This window comes from Paramicrobacterium chengjingii (genome assembly GCF_011751765.2).
Taxonomy (GTDB): domain Bacteria; phylum Actinomycetota; class Actinomycetes; order Actinomycetales; family Microbacteriaceae; genus Paramicrobacterium; species Paramicrobacterium chengjingii.
This window is the reverse complement of the sequence record NZ_CP061169.1, coordinates 1380385-1395606: the sequence shown is the minus strand read 5'-3', so window position 1 is coordinate 1395606 and position 15222 is coordinate 1380385. Positions and strand designations below refer to the sequence as shown.

Sequence of the window (15222 nt, the reverse complement as noted above, 5' to 3'; positions counted from 1 at the left end):
CTCAGTTCGGTGTTGGTGGTGCACCCCCCGGGACTTGAACCCGGAACCCACTGATTAAGAGTCAGTTGCTCTGCCGATTGAGCTAGAGGTGCGAAAAGCAGTTCAGAAAAAACCCCGAACCGAGGGACAACATTAGCACCATAACGCGCGCCGGCGCCAATCGAGCACTGCTCACGAATCATGCACGGCACAGTATGGTTGAGAACGTGAATGCTTCCCTCTCCGATGACTTGTCGCTCGCGCTGGAACTCGCGGATGCCGCCGATGCAATCTCCCTCGCCAGGTTCCGATCTGCCGATCTCGACATCTCAACAAAGCCGGATCGCACGCACGTCACTGACGCCGATCTCGCCGTTGAACGACGTCTCCGCGACATCCTCTCTGCGCAGAGGCCTGAAGATGGAATTCTCGGCGAAGAGTTCGGAACTCAAGGCAGCACACGTAGACAGTGGATTATCGATCCGATCGATGGGACAGCGAATTTTCTCCGCGGCGTACCGAACTGGGCGACGCTCATCGCCCTCGCGGTCGACGGTGAACCCGTCGTCGGCGTAGCCAGCGCTCCGGCCTTCGGCAAGCGCTGGTGGGCAGCCGAAGGAACGGGCGCATGGCTCGCAGAGAATGGCAGCGAGCCACGGCGACTGCGGGTCTCCTCGGTTGCTTCACTCGACGATGCCTCGGTGAGCTTTCAAAGCATCGCCCAGTGGGATGAAGCCGGTTACCTTGACTCCCTCATTGACTTGTCACGCACGGTCTGGAGAGACCGTGCGTACGGCGACATGTGGTCATATGGTCTCCTCGCCGAAGGGCTCATTGACGTCGTCGCAGAGTTCGATGTGAAAGAGTACGACATCGCCCCGTTCGCCGTGATCATCGCCGAAGCCGGGGGAACCTTCAGCGCCATCGATGGCAGCTCGAGCATTGCCGAGCGCAGCTCGCTAGCGACGAACGGCGCGTTGCACGCGGCCGTCGTCTCACGGATTGCGCACTCCCACTCGTAGCCGCGCGCACAGCAAAAAGGCCGCCCGTCGGGCGGCCTTTTTTAAGTAGACAACGTGTGATGATGGCCGATGGTGGAGATGGGGGGAATTGAACCCCCGTCCACTGCTGAGATTCCACGCCTTCTACGGGCGTAGCCTGTGTCAAGCGTTCTGCTCGGCCCCGACCTTTGCCACAGGCATCTAAGTCGACGGGCCCAGCCTGAAAAAAGTCCCGCACGCCGCTCAGGCGACGACGCGCAGCAAGTCCCCTTAATGACGCCAGGATCCGTGTCGGGAACAACCACGGTCTGACGGACTATCGAGCTCGCTTACGCAGCGAGGGCGAAGTCAGTGCGCTTTGAGTTGGCACTTATTGGTTTCCAGGGAGCGTTAACGAGATAACCCTAGATCCTCGGCCCGCTTCTCGCAGTCTCACAGGCAGTGTCGAAACCGATCATCCCCATGCGCGCTCTTTTGAGCGGACCAACATCACACGCTGTTTACTTACCAAATCCGGTTTTCCACCGGCAATGCATCACCAGGATGCAGCTTTGTAGTCTAACACGCTCAGTCGCCGAGGCGATTGCGCTGTGCCATTGCCCGCTCGGCCTCACGCTTGTCTTGTCTCTCCCGCAGCGCCTGCCGTTTATCGAACTCGCGCTTGCCCTTGGCGACCGCGATCTCGACCTTTGCTCGCCCGTCGGAGAAGTAGATCTTCAAGGGAACGAGCGTGTAGCCGCCCGGTGCGATTTTGTGGCTGATGCGGGTGATCTGCTGCCGGTGCAATAGCAGCTTTCGTTTGCGGCGAGGCGAGTGATTCGTCCATGTGCCCTGAATGTACTCGGGGATGTGCACGGCATCCAGCCATGCTTCACCGTTGTCGATGTATGCGTAGCCGTCGACGAGTGACGCTCGGCCCTCTCGCAGCGCCTTTACCTCGGTGCCCCAGAGAACGAGACCGGCCTCGTACGTGTCTTCAATGAGATAGTCATGACGTGCCTTGCGGTTTGTGGCAACGACTTTCTCGCCTCGTTCCTTGGGCACGATGAACTCCGGGGGTCTTTCAGATGCGGTCATGGATGCTGCCCGCGATCTCGCGCAGGCAGCCCATCAGTGTATCAGCCGAGCGCCTAAATCTTGAGGTAACGCTTGATGGCGAAATTGGCGCTCAACGCCGCAAGCAGGATGCCGATAACGACCAAGAGCGGAACCACGAGAAGCGAATCCTTCACGTCAACGAATGCAATGAACAAAAGTCGTGGGGCGAGATAGCCCTGTACGAAGAAGTGCACAAGAGCGACAACGGCTCCCCCTGCGAGAACTGAACCGATGACCGCCGAGAAAACGCCCTCGAGAATGAATGGCGTTTGAATGAACCGGTTCGACGCCCCGACGAGCCGCATGATGCCGATCTCCTTCCGCCGGGAAAACGCCGATAGTCGAATCGTCGTCGCGATCAGCAGCACCGCTGCAATAAGCATCAAACTCGCAATACCGATGGCGGAGTAACTGGCGATATTGAGAACGCTGAAAATCTGATCCAGATACTGACGCTGGTCGGTGACGGACTCCACTCCAGGAGTATCTGAGAACGCTTCGATGAGCACAGCGGACTGCGATGGGTCTTTGAGATTCACCCAGTACGTCTGGTTGAACTGTTCAGGGGTGACGAGCTCTGTCATCTCGTTGCCCTCAAACTGCTGTGAGAAGTTCTTGTACGCCTGCTCGTGGTCTTCGAAGTAATACTCCTGGATGTACTGGACAGCGTCTCGTCCTCGAGCTGTGCTTTCACATCGGCGAGTTGCTCGTCTGTGGCAGCACCACCAGCACACGCGGCGTCCACGGCGGCATCAGTCTCGGTGCACATGTAGATCGCGACCTGCGCGCGGTCGTACCAGTAGTTCTTCATCTGGCCGATCTGCATCTGCATGAGCGCAGCAGTTCCAACGAATGTCAGTGAGATGAAGGTGACGAGAATCACCGATATCACCATCGAAGCGTTGCGCCGCAGGCCGTTGAGCGCCTCGGAGAGGACCAGGTTCAGCCTCATTGAGTCGGCCCCACGTTCTGCTCGTCGTCACCGGAGTCGTTCTTTGTGCGCAGCCCCAGCCTTTCGGCAAGGGAGAGATGCTCCGAAGTGTCATCAGGTGTGTTCGGCGCCCCTGACTCGCCGGTCGGCGCGGGTTCCGCATCCGGCACTGACTCAACTGTCACGGGCACAGCAACAGAGTGCGTATCAGGGGTCGAAGCCGCTTCTTCGGCTTCGACCTTCGCAATAGCCGCTTGCTCCCCGCGCTCGGGAAGCGGAGTGATGTCGATGATCGACGCCGTATCCCCGTAGCCACCTCGTGTCTCGTCGCGGACCATTCGACCGTCAACGAGCTCGATAACGCGTCGGCGCATCCTGTCGACGATTGCCGCCTCATGAGTAGCCATGACCACGGTCGTGCCATTGCCGTTGATGCGCTCAAGCAATTGCATGATTCCGGCGCTCGTCGCGGGGTCGAGGTTACCTGTCGGCTCGTCCGCCAGAAGAATCTGAGGCTTGTTGACTACGGCGCGCGCAATGGCGACTCGCTGCTGCTCTCCCCCCGAGAGTTCGTGAGGCATCCTGCCGCCCTTGCCGTCGAGTCCCACGAGCTTCAGCACATCAGGAACGGCTTCTTGCACGAACCCTCGCGACTTGCCGATGACCTGAAGCGAGAAGGCGACGTTCTGAAACACAGTCTTCGTCGTCAGGAGTCGAAAATCTTGAAAGACGACGCCGAGATTGCGGCGGAAATACGGAACTTTGCGGTTTGAGATCGATCCGAGGTCATGCCCAAGTACGTGAACGGTTCCCTTTGACGGTCGTTGCTCCTTGAGTATCAGCTGCAGGCAGCTCGATTTACCTGAGCCGGACGCACCGACGAGAAACACAAACTCCCCGCGCTCCACCTCAAGCTGCACGCCATTCAGCGCCGGGCGAGGGTTGCCGGGGTATTTCTTGGTGACTTTGTCGAATCGAATCATGACTCTCCGAGCCTAAGCAGAGAGCACGTCAACCGGCGGAGCGACTCGCCCCGGGCACGACGGATTCAGCTATTCCGCAACTTTCATTGAGCGCCAGCGAATACCTGCCGCGATGAACCCGTCGAGGTCGCCATCGAAAACACTGCTCGGGTTGTTCACCTCATACTCGGTTCTGAGGTCCTTGACCATTTGGTACGGTGCCAGCACGTACGAACGCATCTGGTCTCCCCAGCTCGCTGTGATGCTTCCGGCGAGTTCCTTCTTCTTCGCGGCTTCCTGTTCGCGCTGCATCAGCAGGAGTCTCGATTGCAACACGCGCATTGCGGCCGCACGGTTCTGAATCTGGCTCTTTTCGTTCTGCATCGAGACGACAATCCCCGTGGGAATGTGCGTGATGCGCACGGCCGAGTCTGTGGTGTTCACCGACTGTCCGCCAGGGCCAGACGATCGAAACACGTCGATGCGAATGTCGGTGTCGGGAATGTCGACCTCTTTCGCCTCTTCCATCAAGGGAATCACCTCGACGGCGGCGAAGCTCGTCTGCCTCTTGCCTGCAGAGTTGAATGGGCTCATACGCACGAGCCGGTGGGTGCCTGCCTCGATCGAAAGCTTGCCGAAGGCATACGATGCATCGACCTCGAATGTTGCTGACTTAATGCCGGCTTCCTCCGCGTAGCTGGTGTCGAGCACCTTTGCCGCGTAGCCGTGATGTTCAGCCCACCGCACATACATGCGCAGCAGCATGTCGGCGAAGTCGGCCGCGTCGACACCTCCAGCGCCGGCCCTGATCGTGACAACCGCTGGCCGGGCATCGTATTCGCCGTTCAGCATCGTCTGAATCTCGAGGTCGGCGATCGTCTTCTGCAGACTGGAGAGCTCACCGCGGGCTTCCTGAGCTGAGTCTTCGTCGTCTGCCTCGTTAGCAAGCTCAATGAGCACTTCGAGGTCGTCAATCTGCTGTTCAACGCTCGCTATGCGCTTCAAATCTGCCTGTGCGTGGCTGAGGCGGCTCGTCACCTGCTGCGCCTGCTCGGGATCGTTCCACAGATCGGGCTCGGCCGCTTTGTCACTCAGCTCTGCAACATCTGCGGTCAGTTTATCTACGTCAAGAACCGTTCGAATATCGGCGAACGTTGTGCGCAGCGCGGCAATCTCCGCGCTCAAATCGAGCTCTAGCATCGTGTCACAACACTACAGTGCCGCCGCGAGCGTCGCGCGAGATTAGGCTGGGCTCGTTATGGCCGTCGATGATCGTGGGTTCTCACTACGCACTGTCGCTGCCGCTGTGTACCTTCCGACTCTGCTGTTCGGCATTGGCGAAGGCGCCCTCATTCCTCTGATTCCGGCAGCGGCATCGAGCCTCGGTGCCACGATCGCGTTTGCTGGCGCCATAGCGGCCATGCTCAAGATCGGTGAGCTGATCGGCGACATCCCCAGCGGCATCCTCGTGAGTCGCATCGGGGAGAGAACCGCGATGATCACGGCCGTGGCAGTCGCTCTCGTCGCTGCAGTTGTGATCATGCTCGCTCCGAATCCGATAGTGCTGGGCATCGGCGTGTTCGTGCTCGGTCTCGCGACAGCCGTGTTTGCTCTTGCCCGACATGCATTCATGACGACGTACGTTCCGCTGAGGTATCGAGCGCGATCGCTCTCACTACTCGGCGGGGTATTTCGCGGCGGGCATTTCATCGGACCGCTCCTCTCTGCTCCGATCATCCATCTCACGGGTGGAATGGCGGGTGTGTATTGGACGATGGTCGTGTTCTGCATGAGCGCAGCCATTGTGCTTCTCGTACTCCCCGATCCAGAAAAGGTGCTGCGCGCACGGCGAACCGATCGCGAGACGTCGACTCAGGAAATCGCTGTTGCCCCGATGGGAATCGTCTCGACGATAACGAGCAACCGCCGGGTGCTCGGAACCGTCGGTGCCGGAGCCGCCATCCTCTCCGCATTGCGGTCCGCGCGCACGGTGATCATTCCGCTCTGGGCGGTGAGCCTCGGCGTTGATGAGGCATCCACCGCCTTGATCATCGGGTTGGCTGGTGCCCTCGATTTCGCGCTCTTTTATCTGAGCGGGCACATCATGGATCGCTATGGTCGCCTCTGGGGCGCGCTTCCACCGATGATTGGGCTCGGCGCAGGTTTGGCGATGCTTGCACTGACTCATGATGCTTCGGAAGCTATCGTCTGGATGTGCATCGCGGCCGGACTACTCGCGATCGCCAATGGAATGAGCAGCGGCATTCTGATGACTCTGGGCGCTGATCTAGCAGGCACCCGAAATCCAGCACCGTTCCTCGGCGCCTGGAGATTCGTGACGGATGCCGGCGCGGCAACGAGTCCGCTGCTTATCGCCGGAATCACAGCCGTCGCGTCAATCGCGGTGGCCGCGGGCACACTCGGTGGACTCGCGGTTGTCGGAGTCGGAGTGATGGCGACGTGGCTCCCCCGCTATATCGAAAAGCCACATCGAGGTGGGTGAACGACGGATGCTGCTATTCAAAGACTGACCGAGCGACGCTCGTGGCCTCCACCCTGATGCCCTGCGGCACGAACAGCGTGAGAACAGGAGGTCGCCACCAACGCGACACAGTGACTGTCGCGCTCACACCGTCGACACTGGTGGCTCGTTCGAGGATCAACCCATCCACGGAGGCGAACGTCGGATCATCGAGAAAATCGGATACGGCGGAATTGACGTCACTCGGACTCAGCGACAGTGTCGGCCCGCCACCGTCATCTGCGCTGACATCGGCAAGGGAGAATGCTTCAGCACCAACAAGCGACGCCGCATCAGCGATGCTGAACAGTTGCTTGCGCTCGAGATACAGCGACGTCACGGCCGCCACAATGAGAATCAAAAGCAGAGCCAAAACACCGTAGAAGATCGTGAGAATGAGGGTCGAGCCCTCCTCATCATTCGCGTTCGGGGGTCTCACGGCGCACCCCAAAATCGCGACACCTTCTGGACGGCACGTGCCTGAACAGGCACGCTCGCTGCTGACTGAACATCCAAGATGTCTGGAACCAACGGCAGCGGCACGGTCGCATTCACCGTCACTGTCACGACTTCGCCGCGAGCGAGGCATTCTGCTCCGGCACCCGCAGAGCAGGTGACCGTGACGTGGGCATCATCTGCGGCCACTCCAAAGTCAGCGAGGCTAACCCGCACGGCAGCTTCGACGCGCTCATGCGCGTCGGCCGGTGAGTCGGCGAGCACGAACACACGAGCGGCCTGTCTCGCCGCGCCAGTGACTGCCAATGAGCCACCTTGGATCTGAGCGAGGGCGATGACAAGGTACACAAGAGGAACGAGTAGAACGAGTCCGGCAGTGATGAATTCGAGGGATGCCGATCCCCGATCATCATTCATACCCTCAGTCCAGGGTTTCACGCGCCGCATGCCCAGACACCTCCAGGCCCTGTTCAATTCCAATCAACCCGATGATTGGTAACGTCGTCGTCACGGTCACCACGGTGCACGGCTGCCCATTCCAGTTCTGATAACTCACGTCAATGTGCCGTGCATAGTCAGAGCCGATGGCCGTGGTAATGAGCTGTCGTGTATGTGCAATGCCATCGGAGAGTGACGTATCGGCCAATGCCGCCGTTCGAGCACCCTCAGCTGCCGCATCCAGAACCGTATTGCGCACCAGTAGCCCGAGGCTCAGCTGGATCACACTCATGGTGAGCAGGGTCAGCAGCCCAGCGACGAGCGAGAACTCGGCGACGGCTGAGCCCTCGTCTCCACGGATTCTCTGGAAACTACCCACGCCGTCACATCCCAGTGACTTTCGCGATCGCCTGCTCGAATATCGCGCTCAGAGCCGGACCAGCCAGTCCCCAAATGAGAATCACCAAGCCCGCCGTCATCAATGTAATCAGCACCCAGCCCGGCACATCTCCGGTCTCGTCGGCGATGTCGAGCATCCGTCGTCTCAGTGTTTTCATGATTTCCTTGCCTTTCTTGGCTGTGGTTTGCGTGGTCAGAATCCGGAGCGCAGCACGAAAATTCCCGGGAGCAGCGCGAAAGCGATAGAAAGCGGCAGGATCAGAAGAACAAGCGGCACCAGCATCGCCACTTCTTTGCGACCTGCTGCTTCGAGAAGGTTCCGTTTGAATTCTTCTCTGGCGTCTTGCGCTTGCGCGCGAAGCACTTGCGCGATGGGCGACCCGTGCTCCATCGCTGCACACATCTGTTCGACCGCCCGTGTCAGTGGAGGCGAGTCAACGCGAGCCGCGCATCGTGTCAATGCGATCGCAACAGGACTGCCGGCCGCGGTATCGACGAGAGCGCGCTTCAACTCCACGCTGAGCTCCCCCGAACCGATCTCGGCCACTCGCCGAAGGGCGTCGACGAGGCCCTCCCCCGCCGAAAGGGACAAACTGAGGAACTCGAGAACCGTTGGGACTTCTTCACTGATGCGTGCGACACGGGACGCCGCTCGGCGGCGAAGCAGAAGGTCGCAACTCACAACCGCTGCTACGGCGAGCGCGAGGGGCATCAACAGAGCGACTACTGTGCGCCCGTTTTGTGCGAAGGCAATCCCGAGCCCTGCGCCACCCACGAGCCCTGCGGCCCCCGCAAGAACCTGCCGCGTGCGAAACTGCTGCACACTGACGGTCCATCCCGATTGCGATAGCCACTTCTCGACAGCGACGTTTCCGCCGAGCGCTGCAGAGAGCACACGCGCCGCTCTACCGAGAACCGGCCCCAAAAGGCGGCCCAGCACCGGCAGAGGGTCGGAAACTCGACGCTCCATGAGCTGTCTCGCCTCGTCAGACACGTCGAGAAGATACGGGGCGATCCGCTCGGAAAGTCGGCGAGCTCCTATTTGCGGCACAGCTGCGCTCAGAGACCACAGTCCCGTTCCGAGGAGGCAGCCAAACACCAGCGCGACTCCCACAGTGTTTGTCATCGAAACCATCGCCGTTCCTCGGGAAGCCGCCCAAGAGCAAGCATGAATCGATAGGCGATGACCGAGACCGCAGCGCCGACCACGATAACGGTCACTCCAAGAGGCGAGTTGTACGCGGCGGCGGCCTCGGGTCGCGAGGCGAGTAGAAACAAGATGAGCCACGGCGCGGCAACTCCGAGCTTTGCTGCATTGCGCACCCAGGATTGTCGCGCATCCACCTCCGTGCGAATACCTGAATCTTCGCGAATAGCCGCGGAAAGACTGCGCAGCACACCGGGCAGTTCTGTGCCTCCCACGTCGCGTGCCATCTTGAGTGTCTCGATGATCCGATCGGCGACGGGGTCGCCAAGCTCACCCTTCAGTCGGTCGAGCGCGCCGGTGAACGACGCAGATGTGCGGTAGTCATGCGCAAACGAGCGGAATGAGCTTCTCAAGGCATCCGGCCCCGCTTCCGAGAGTTGCGCAACGGCTTCGGGGAGAGCAGTTCCCGATCGAATCGATGACACCAGGTGATCAACGACGTCGGGCCACAGCAGTCGATGCGCACGTCGCGTCGCGTGTGCACGCCAGGTCACGATAGCCGCGGGCGAGAGAGCGCTGGCGAGCGCGGCAAGCAGCGACAGTACGATGATATCGAACGCCGCATGCACGATACCGCCCACAAGCGCTGCAACTAAAAGCGACACCGCGATAAACGCTGAGACGGAAACTGACCCCATGCCGGCAAGCGACAATCTCGTTCGCAGGTCGTCTACAAACACGGGCTGAGCCATTCGGCGGCTCAACAGCGCGGTTTGAGGAAACACGACGGCGATCACAATGAGCGTTACGCCGACGCCGAGGATCGTTCCGAAACCTAGCGCCATCATTGAGAGCCTCGGGTGATCAGTTCGGCAAGGTCAACACCGGCAGCATCGTATTTATCGTGCCGTTCGGGAACCGCTCCCGTGGCTGACAGGCCGTTCGCCGAGCGCTGGAAAATCGTCGTCGCGTCGAGGTCACCATCCGATGACTGTCCGGTCGGCGCAACGATTTCGCTGACGCGTCTCATCCCCGACGCGTCCCGCACACAATGTACGACGATGTCGATGCACGAGGCGACTGTTGGAACAACGAACGCACCATCGATATTTGACCCTGCGAGGAGCGGAAGTGTGCACAGCTTGCGCAGCGCATCGGCGGCTGAGTTGGCGTGTAAGGTGCATGCACCGGGGACGCCCGAGTTGAGCGCGATGAGCAGATCGAGGCTCTCGGCCTCGCGCACCTCCCCCACAATGATTCGATCGGGGCGCATGCGCAACGATTCTTTGATGAGCCGCCGGAGCGTAATCTCGCCCGTACCCTCGAGGCTCGGCTGCCTGCACTGCATCCCCACAACGTCCGCGGCCGTAATGTCGAGCTCAAAGGTCTCTTCGACGGTGATCATCCGCTCCGTCTGAGAGACAGAATTCAAGAGGGCGCCCAGAAGCGTCGTTTTGCCGGCCTGGGTTGCGCCCGACACCAGGATATTGCATCCCGCACGGACACTCCGAGCGAGAAACGCCGATGCCTCGGCCGAGAGAGCGTCGCGCGAGACAAGATCATCGAGCGTTCGAATGCGGGACGTGAACTTTCGGATGTTCACCGCCATGTGCCGTCGCGTGACGTCGGGAATCACAACGTGTGTTGCAAAGCGGAAACCTATGTATCCCAGGCTGTCGTGATCTTCACACGTTCGCGCCACACTCCGGCACCGGGGCGCGTGGGCGGCATGATATCGATACGTGCAATGCACCCTTGCAGCGCTGATCGTTTCTCAAGCACAGTCATGTCCGCCCACACCTTGACTGTTTCAACGATCAGTCGTCGAACGTCGATCTCACGATTAGCTTGCCTCTCGTCGATCTTCTGCCGGGCATCGAGACTGGCGCGTTCCGTGTCAAGTTGCACGATCGTCGCTTTGTACGCGGATTCGGGCAGTTCTCCATCGAGCCATTTCGCGGTCAATCGTGCCATACGCTGGTCGAGTTTGGCGATCCGTGCGGTAATCGCCTCACGACTGTTCACGGCCCGCACCCGCCGGTTGGCGGCCTTTGTCTCCGCGGCTGCGAGCTCATCAACTTGCCCAGCTAAATCAAACAGCCATTCAGTGACGAATTGCTCCGCTCGTAGGCGCTTGATAGCCAAGCCTGTATTCGTCTTACCGGACGCTTTGGCGGAACACTTATAGTCGACAAGCCCACGGTTACCGACATGCATGGGTGCCCCACAGTCGCCACAGAAAATCAGGCCCGCGAGGATGTACTTCGGCTCAACGACCCTCGGTGCCGGTGCATCCTCGCGTCGAGCAAGGTAAGCCCGCCAATCGTCGGCTGAGATCACAGGCTGGTGTGCGCCGTCAAGATAAATCGATTCGGACGGCTTCATTTTTCGGCGACCCGGACGATGCACGATCTTTCCTGCGCCAAATCCCGCGTCAAGAATTTGGGTGACAGAAATCCGAGACCAGACATTGCCTGCGTTCGTAAGTATGCCGCGCTCGTTGAGCGACCTGGCAATGCGGGTGAATCCTTCGCCGGCGTTGTATCTGCGGTACATCTCGGCAAGCACGATCGATTGATCGTTATCCGGTACGTACTTCCCGTCGTCCTGTTTGATGTACCCGAATCGAGGACCTCCCTCGGCAGGCAAACCGAGCCTGCGACGGCGATCGTGAGCTTCTTTCCATTGCTCACCGATTCGCTCCGACTCAAACGCGGCGAGCTCGGTCATAACGCCGCGCGCGAAACGGCCTGCGGCAGTTGCATCGTTCGGCTCGGTCGCAGATTCGATGCGGCCACCCGCAAGATCTGCACGATCAGCAGCAAGTGCCCAGTCCTTACGGTTACGTGAGAGTCTCGACCAGCGCCAAAGCACGATCACGTCGGCGTCGCCGTGTTCGATCATTTCCATGACGCGTTGCACTGCCGGGCGCTTCCAAGTTCGCCCGCTGATGCCGGGGTCCGCGAGAACGTCGACAACTCGGTAGCCGTTCTTCTCTGCGTGGGCACGGCCAGCCGCCTCTTGTAGCTCGAGGCTGATTGATTCTTCGCGGTAGGTGGATTGGCGAAGATAGAGGACAGCACGCGGCGTCGCCGGGCGTATGTCGATTGCTGGTCTCATGCTGCTCTCGTATCTGTCAGGTATCGCTCAAGGATGTCTGCGCTCACGTTGAGCTCGTGGCACCATGCGCCGATGTCTTGTGTGATCTGTGCGGCCTGAATGACTTCGTCTGGGTCGATTAGCCGTCGGGCCGCCCAGCGGTCCGCTTGCGTTTCGCTTTTCGGGGTGGACTCTCTGTGCCCGAGGACAACGTGCCCCAATTCGTGCGTGAGTACGGATCGCTCATGGATCGCCCGCATCCGCCTCTGCAGAAAGATCGTGCGAATGTCGGGGACCCACAGCCCATTCGCGGTTCGCAATTTGCGGTACACGATGTTGATCCCTAGCACCTCGGCGTGCTCGTAGGGGTCATACCTCGTCCCTGTCTTGATCGTCACTGTCTAGTTCCTTTGGGGTACGGTCGCGCCGGCTCTCTGCCGCAAGCGCCCATGTGCTGTGTTCTTGCTCGCGAGCATTCTCCACCTCACGTAAGACATCGTCGATAACCGTCTCACTTACTGGCTCCGTGAGGGTCGGTCCAGCTGTCCCGGCGGCAACTCTGCGAAGCATTTCCTTTGATAGTTCAAGTTCGCTGTACTCGCTGAGTTTGGTTGGGGCCCGGAACTGTTCGGCCTCAACATCGGTGATGTATCCAGCTGCGAGAAACAGCGGCACAAGCTCGAGGTTGAAGCGGCGGGCGATCTTGAGGACCGTCGCAATGTCCGGGGTGGCATCGCGGAGGTGATTCCCGACCGTGGTGTGGGTCATGCCGATGTCGGTAGCGATTGCACGAACGCTGGATCGGCCTGTTGCGGTCTTGACGTACTCCACGAATGTCTCAGTCATGGTGCGAATGTAGCAGTTTTGCACCAGCCGTGTCCACATATCCCTACAAGTTGCCCCCAATTCGTGGGCAAATTCGCTACAACCGTTGTGTTCTCGCTCCATTTTCGTTCTCACTGGTGTAGATTTACACCAACACGTTGCAAGAACACACCAGGAGGTATGACAGTGGCATCCACACTTCGGATCAAGCCCGGACTCCTCGCCAGACTTCGCGATCTCCGCGGAATCCCATCGGAAGAGCACCAGGCACGACTGATCGGAGTTGATCGGTCAACCCTCCGACGAGTGGACAACGGCGCACAGCCCTCAGGCGCATTTATGGCGGGCCTATGTATCGCCTTTGGCCTTGGTCTCGGCGAGGCATTCGACATAGTCGAAAACGCCAACATCAGCGAGGTTGCAGCGTAATGGCAACCAAAGAGGAGTGCCTGGCGCGAACGGCACACGTAATCGTTGAGGCAGCTATCCGCATTGAACAGGAACGCCTCGACCGCGAGTTCAAGGACGCAGCATGACTTTCGGCCCGTTCTCCGTACTTCACCCACTCCCTCACGACTACGAGGAGCCCGAAGAGCAGGACCCGGATTACGCCCGGGATATTCGCCTCGACGACTGGGACGACTAGCCCTCTTTCCTCACACCCTGCCGTGCGCTCACAGTCTCGGCGGTAGGGACTATCCGGCGTACCCGGATGCAGCAGTACATCGATCTTTGAGAACTCAATAGCAGCGACCAGTGAGGATATTTCCTCGCATCTACGGGGCACGAGAACGACTGTGCAGATGCGGGGCACGTAGTACGGCGCGAGGGAGCAGGCATCCGTTGCCAATGGCCCCGCCAAGGAACGTAGCTGGGAGCGAACCACAGAGCAGGTAGGTCCCTGGGGTCTGTGGAGCCTGATTGACCGGAAATGTCCGGGATTGACGGCGGTAGGGGCGTACGTAAAGGCGTCATGGGGAGTTCGTTAGTCATCCCCCGCCCCACAAGCGGTCGGTGTCGATTCCGAACGACTCGGTGGACAAGTCACACCGACTGCTCACCACCACTCAGAGAGGAGTCACACATGGGAATCAAGCACCCACGGAAGTATGCAGAGAAAACCTTCCGTGAGTACGGCGGAACACGAGTTGGGAGCAATGGCCACGGCGACATTTGGCGTTTCCCTGACGGGTGGCAGATGGTCCTCCCAGAACGTGCGGGCGCAGGCCACCTTGTCGGCCTCGTCCGTGAAGCTCGTGAACGGTACGGCGTTGCACCTGATCATCACTTAGGGCGTCGCGAGAAGCACGCACCAAGGCTAGATTTCGATCGGCTTTCAGCGTCAGCGCACGCGAAAGAACGTCTCGCGCTGATGACCGCTCAGGCCGGCGTCACCGCGCACGACATGCTGCATGCTCTGCAGTTGCCGGAGCGGGTGATGTTTGACGAGAAGTACGACTCGTGGGTGTGGGTGCGTGGTGTGCTCGCTATCCCTGTTGCTGTCTGTCCTGATGGTTTCGCGGTTATCAAGTCCGTGTTGTGGGCGGATCAGGGGCTGTACGAAGAGTTTCCTCGTGAGCAGGCCGGATGATCTGGCCCTTTTCCCTTGCGTCCATTTCCTTCTGTCCATACAGAGCGGACCCCGAGCGACTGGCATCGCGCGGGGTCCTTTTCATCCGATTGGAGAAACGAATGTCTACACAGAATAGGGCACTTGCCCGAGTAGATGATCCTGAAACGTCATGGGATGCCGCGAACGAAGTGAATCTGTCTGAGGTTCAACATCGTATCGGCGTGATTCTCGAAGAGCACACCTCCTCGTACATCTACGGGATGACGGACGAGGAGATCTCGCAAGCGTACAGATCTTTGTACGGGTTCGACGCGACCGATCAGTCGCTCAGGTCTCGGCGTGCGGAGCTCGTGAAGCTGCAGAAGGTCGTGTTCACCGGGTTCTACGGAAAAACGATTCTTGGCAATCGCACCCGCAGGTGGGCGCTGGCCGGGTCGGAGGACGAATCATGACTGATCAGAGTGACCCGGATTGGGCAGACGAGTTCGTGCCCATTCCGACACCGCGTCATGAGTACCCGCGTATGCGGAACCGTGACCCTGATGCAAAGGTGGCGACGTTCTCGACGGCTGTTGGGGCACTGGTCATCATTGGCATCGTCATTGCTGTCTGGTGGGTAGTGGGCGCATGAGGGCGACAGCTACAGCGGTTGTTTTGTCGTTCTTCTGCGCAGGGGTCGCTATCTACCGTGACAGCTTCGATGGAGTTTCGATGCTCGCGCTGCTGTTCATGTTCGTCGCATTCTGCGTCGCACCGTTGGAGCGCAAACGTGACTCCCACTGAGTTCGACCGG

At 59.7% G+C, this 15222-nt stretch carries 18 protein-coding genes, 1 tRNA gene, 1 other RNA gene and 2 pseudogenes; 6 read left to right on the top strand and 16 right to left on the bottom strand.

The window, feature by feature from the left end; genetic code table 11:
• Positions 1-16: 16 nt before the first annotated feature.
• Positions 17-92: transfer RNA gene (locus HCR76_RS06815), tRNA-Lys, on the bottom strand.
• Between the two features lie 102 nt (positions 93-194).
• Between HCR76_RS06815 and HCR76_RS06810 the strand changes: the two genes are divergently transcribed.
• Positions 195-1001, top strand: coding sequence for an inositol monophosphatase family protein (locus HCR76_RS06810; protein ID WP_166989410.1), 807 nt, complete (start codon positions 195-197; stop codon positions 999-1001).
• A 70-nt stretch (positions 1002-1071) separates the two neighbouring features.
• On the opposite strand, the gene ssrA is transcribed toward HCR76_RS06810, so the two are convergent.
• The 5 genes and pseudogenes from ssrA to prfB all read right to left on the bottom strand — a co-directional run bounded on the left by ssrA (position 1072) and on the right by prfB (position 5171).
• Positions 1072-1442: a transfer-messenger RNA gene (ssrA, locus tag HCR76_RS06805) on the bottom strand.
• Positions 1443-1547: 105 nt separating this feature from the next.
• Positions 1548-2024 carry an SsrA-binding protein SmpB gene (smpB, locus tag HCR76_RS06800; protein WP_166990323.1) on the bottom strand — a complete coding sequence of 159 codons (477 nt, stop codon included), beginning with the start codon at positions 2022-2024 and terminating at the stop codon, positions 1548-1550.
• Positions 2025-2110: 86 nt separating this feature from the next.
• Positions 2111-3030: pseudogene (ftsX, locus tag HCR76_RS06795) on the bottom strand (permease-like cell division protein FtsX).
• On the bottom strand, positions 3027-3992 hold the full coding sequence (gene ftsE, locus HCR76_RS06790) for a cell division ATP-binding protein FtsE (RefSeq protein WP_166989406.1): 966 nt from the start codon (positions 3990-3992) through the stop codon (positions 3027-3029). Before ftsE ends, ftsX begins: the two are co-directional and overlap by 4 nt.
• A gap of 69 nt (positions 3993-4061) precedes the next feature.
• Positions 4062-5171, bottom strand: coding sequence for a peptide chain release factor 2 (gene prfB / locus HCR76_RS06785; protein WP_166989404.1), 1110 nt, complete (start codon positions 5169-5171; stop codon positions 4062-4064).
• Between the two features lie 58 nt (positions 5172-5229).
• On the opposite strand from prfB, the gene HCR76_RS06780 reads away from it, so the two are divergent.
• Positions 5230-6474 carry an MFS transporter gene (locus HCR76_RS06780; protein WP_166989402.1) on the top strand — a complete coding sequence of 415 codons (1245 nt, stop codon included), beginning with the start codon at positions 5230-5232 and terminating at the stop codon, positions 6472-6474.
• A 13-nt stretch (positions 6475-6487) separates the two neighbouring features.
• Here HCR76_RS06780 and HCR76_RS06775 read toward each other — a convergent pair whose 3' ends face one another.
• The 10 genes and pseudogenes from HCR76_RS06775 to HCR76_RS06730 all read right to left on the bottom strand — a co-directional run bounded on the left by HCR76_RS06775 (position 6488) and on the right by HCR76_RS06730 (position 12877).
• Positions 6488-6931 (bottom strand): pilus assembly protein TadG-related protein, encoded by a 444-nt coding sequence (locus HCR76_RS06775; protein ID WP_166989400.1) that lies wholly within the window; start codon positions 6929-6931, stop codon positions 6488-6490.
• The gene (locus HCR76_RS06770) at positions 6928-7365 is read right to left on the bottom strand and encodes a hypothetical protein (protein WP_166989399.1); all 438 of its coding nucleotides are present in this window, start codon (positions 7363-7365) and stop codon (positions 6928-6930) included. Before HCR76_RS06770 ends, HCR76_RS06775 begins: the two co-directional genes overlap by 4 nt.
• Positions 7366-7369: 4 nt before the next feature.
• On the bottom strand, positions 7370-7765 hold the full coding sequence (locus HCR76_RS06765; RefSeq protein WP_244971508.1) for a TadE family protein: 396 nt from the start codon (positions 7763-7765) through the stop codon (positions 7370-7372).
• Positions 7766-7769: 4 nt separating this feature from the next.
• Positions 7770-7943 carry a hypothetical protein gene (locus HCR76_RS06760; RefSeq protein ID WP_166989397.1) on the bottom strand — a complete coding sequence of 58 codons (174 nt, stop codon included), beginning with the start codon at positions 7941-7943 and terminating at the stop codon, positions 7770-7772.
• 35 nt (positions 7944-7978) lie between these two features.
• Positions 7979-8920, bottom strand: a complete 942-nt coding sequence (locus HCR76_RS06755; protein WP_244971507.1) for a type II secretion system F family protein — start codon at positions 8918-8920, stop codon at positions 7979-7981.
• A complete protein-coding gene (locus tag HCR76_RS06750) occupies positions 8908-9780 on the bottom strand; it encodes a type II secretion system F family protein (protein WP_235934004.1) in 873 nt (290 codons plus the stop codon). Before HCR76_RS06750 ends, HCR76_RS06755 begins: the two co-directional genes overlap by 13 nt.
• Positions 9777-10574, bottom strand: a pseudogene (locus HCR76_RS06745) (TadA family conjugal transfer-associated ATPase); the annotation flags it as partial. The gene HCR76_RS06750 and the pseudogene HCR76_RS06745, both read right to left, overlap by 4 nt.
• A gap of 17 nt (positions 10575-10591) precedes the next feature.
• Positions 10592-12052, bottom strand: a complete 1461-nt coding sequence (locus HCR76_RS06740) for a recombinase family protein (RefSeq protein WP_166989394.1) — start codon at positions 12050-12052, stop codon at positions 10592-10594.
• Positions 12049-12429, bottom strand: a complete 381-nt coding sequence (locus HCR76_RS06735; RefSeq protein WP_244971506.1) for an ImmA/IrrE family metallo-endopeptidase — start codon at positions 12427-12429, stop codon at positions 12049-12051. Before HCR76_RS06735 ends, HCR76_RS06740 begins: the two co-directional genes overlap by 4 nt.
• On the bottom strand, positions 12401-12877 hold the full coding sequence (locus tag HCR76_RS06730; protein WP_166989392.1) for a hypothetical protein: 477 nt from the start codon (positions 12875-12877) through the stop codon (positions 12401-12403). The genes HCR76_RS06735 and HCR76_RS06730 overlap by 29 nt, the downstream gene beginning before the upstream one ends.
• Positions 12878-13940: 1063 nt before the next feature.
• On the opposite strand from HCR76_RS06730, the gene HCR76_RS06725 reads away from it, so the two are divergent.
• From HCR76_RS06725 to HCR76_RS06710, 4 genes are all read left to right on the top strand, one after another.
• Entirely contained in the window at positions 13941-14447 is a 507-nt protein-coding gene (locus tag HCR76_RS06725) for a hypothetical protein (protein ID WP_166989388.1), read from the top strand.
• Between the two features lie 101 nt (positions 14448-14548).
• Complete coding sequence (locus HCR76_RS06720; protein WP_166989386.1) at positions 14549-14881, top strand: hypothetical protein; 333 nt, start codon at positions 14549-14551, stop codon at positions 14879-14881.
• Complete coding sequence (locus tag HCR76_RS06715) at positions 14878-15060, top strand: hypothetical protein (RefSeq protein WP_166989384.1); 183 nt, start codon at positions 14878-14880, stop codon at positions 15058-15060. The genes HCR76_RS06720 and HCR76_RS06715 overlap by 4 nt, the downstream gene beginning before the upstream one ends.
• Positions 15057-15212 carry a hypothetical protein gene (locus HCR76_RS06710; protein WP_166989382.1) on the top strand — a complete coding sequence of 52 codons (156 nt, stop codon included), beginning with the start codon at positions 15057-15059 and terminating at the stop codon, positions 15210-15212. The genes HCR76_RS06715 and HCR76_RS06710 overlap by 4 nt, the downstream gene beginning before the upstream one ends.
• Positions 15213-15222 lie beyond the last annotated feature (10 nt).

Excerpts from the sequence above, each read along its gene's own strand:
- HCR76_RS06750 (WP_235934004.1), bottom strand. The coding sequence starts at position 9,780 with ATGATGGCGCTAGGTTTCGGAACGATCCTCGGCGTCGGCGTAACGCTC.
- HCR76_RS06720 (WP_166989386.1), top strand. The coding sequence starts at position 14,549 with ATGTCTACACAGAATAGGGCACTTGCCCGAGTAGATGATCCTGAAACG.
- ftsE (WP_166989406.1), bottom strand. The coding sequence starts at position 3,992 with ATGATTCGATTCGACAAAGTCACCAAGAAATACCCCGGCAACCCTCGC.
- HCR76_RS06740 (WP_166989394.1), bottom strand. The coding sequence starts at position 12,052 with ATGAGACCAGCAATCGACATACGCCCGGCGACGCCGCGTGCTGTCCTC.
- HCR76_RS06760 (WP_166989397.1), bottom strand. The coding sequence starts at position 7,943 with ATGAAAACACTGAGACGACGGATGCTCGACATCGCCGACGAGACCGGA.
- HCR76_RS06755 (WP_244971507.1), bottom strand. The coding sequence starts at position 8,920 with ATGGTTTCGATGACAAACACTGTGGGAGTCGCGCTGGTGTTTGGCTGC.
- HCR76_RS06780 (WP_166989402.1), top strand. The coding sequence starts at position 5,230 with ATGGCCGTCGATGATCGTGGGTTCTCACTACGCACTGTCGCTGCCGCT.
- HCR76_RS06715 (WP_166989384.1), top strand. The coding sequence starts at position 14,878 with ATGACTGATCAGAGTGACCCGGATTGGGCAGACGAGTTCGTGCCCATT.
- HCR76_RS06710 (WP_166989382.1), top strand. The coding sequence starts at position 15,057 with ATGAGGGCGACAGCTACAGCGGTTGTTTTGTCGTTCTTCTGCGCAGGG.
- HCR76_RS06770 (WP_166989399.1), bottom strand. The coding sequence starts at position 7,365 with ATGAATGATGATCGGGGATCGGCATCCCTCGAATTCATCACTGCCGGA.
- HCR76_RS06725 (WP_166989388.1), top strand. The coding sequence starts at position 13,941 with ATGGGAATCAAGCACCCACGGAAGTATGCAGAGAAAACCTTCCGTGAG.
- prfB (WP_166989404.1), bottom strand. The coding sequence starts at position 5,171 with ATGCTAGAGCTCGATTTGAGCGCGGAGATTGCCGCGCTGCGCACAACG.
- HCR76_RS06730 (WP_166989392.1), bottom strand. The coding sequence starts at position 12,877 with ATGACTGAGACATTCGTGGAGTACGTCAAGACCGCAACAGGCCGATCC.
- HCR76_RS06810 (WP_166989410.1), top strand. The coding sequence starts at position 195 with ATGGTTGAGAACGTGAATGCTTCCCTCTCCGATGACTTGTCGCTCGCG.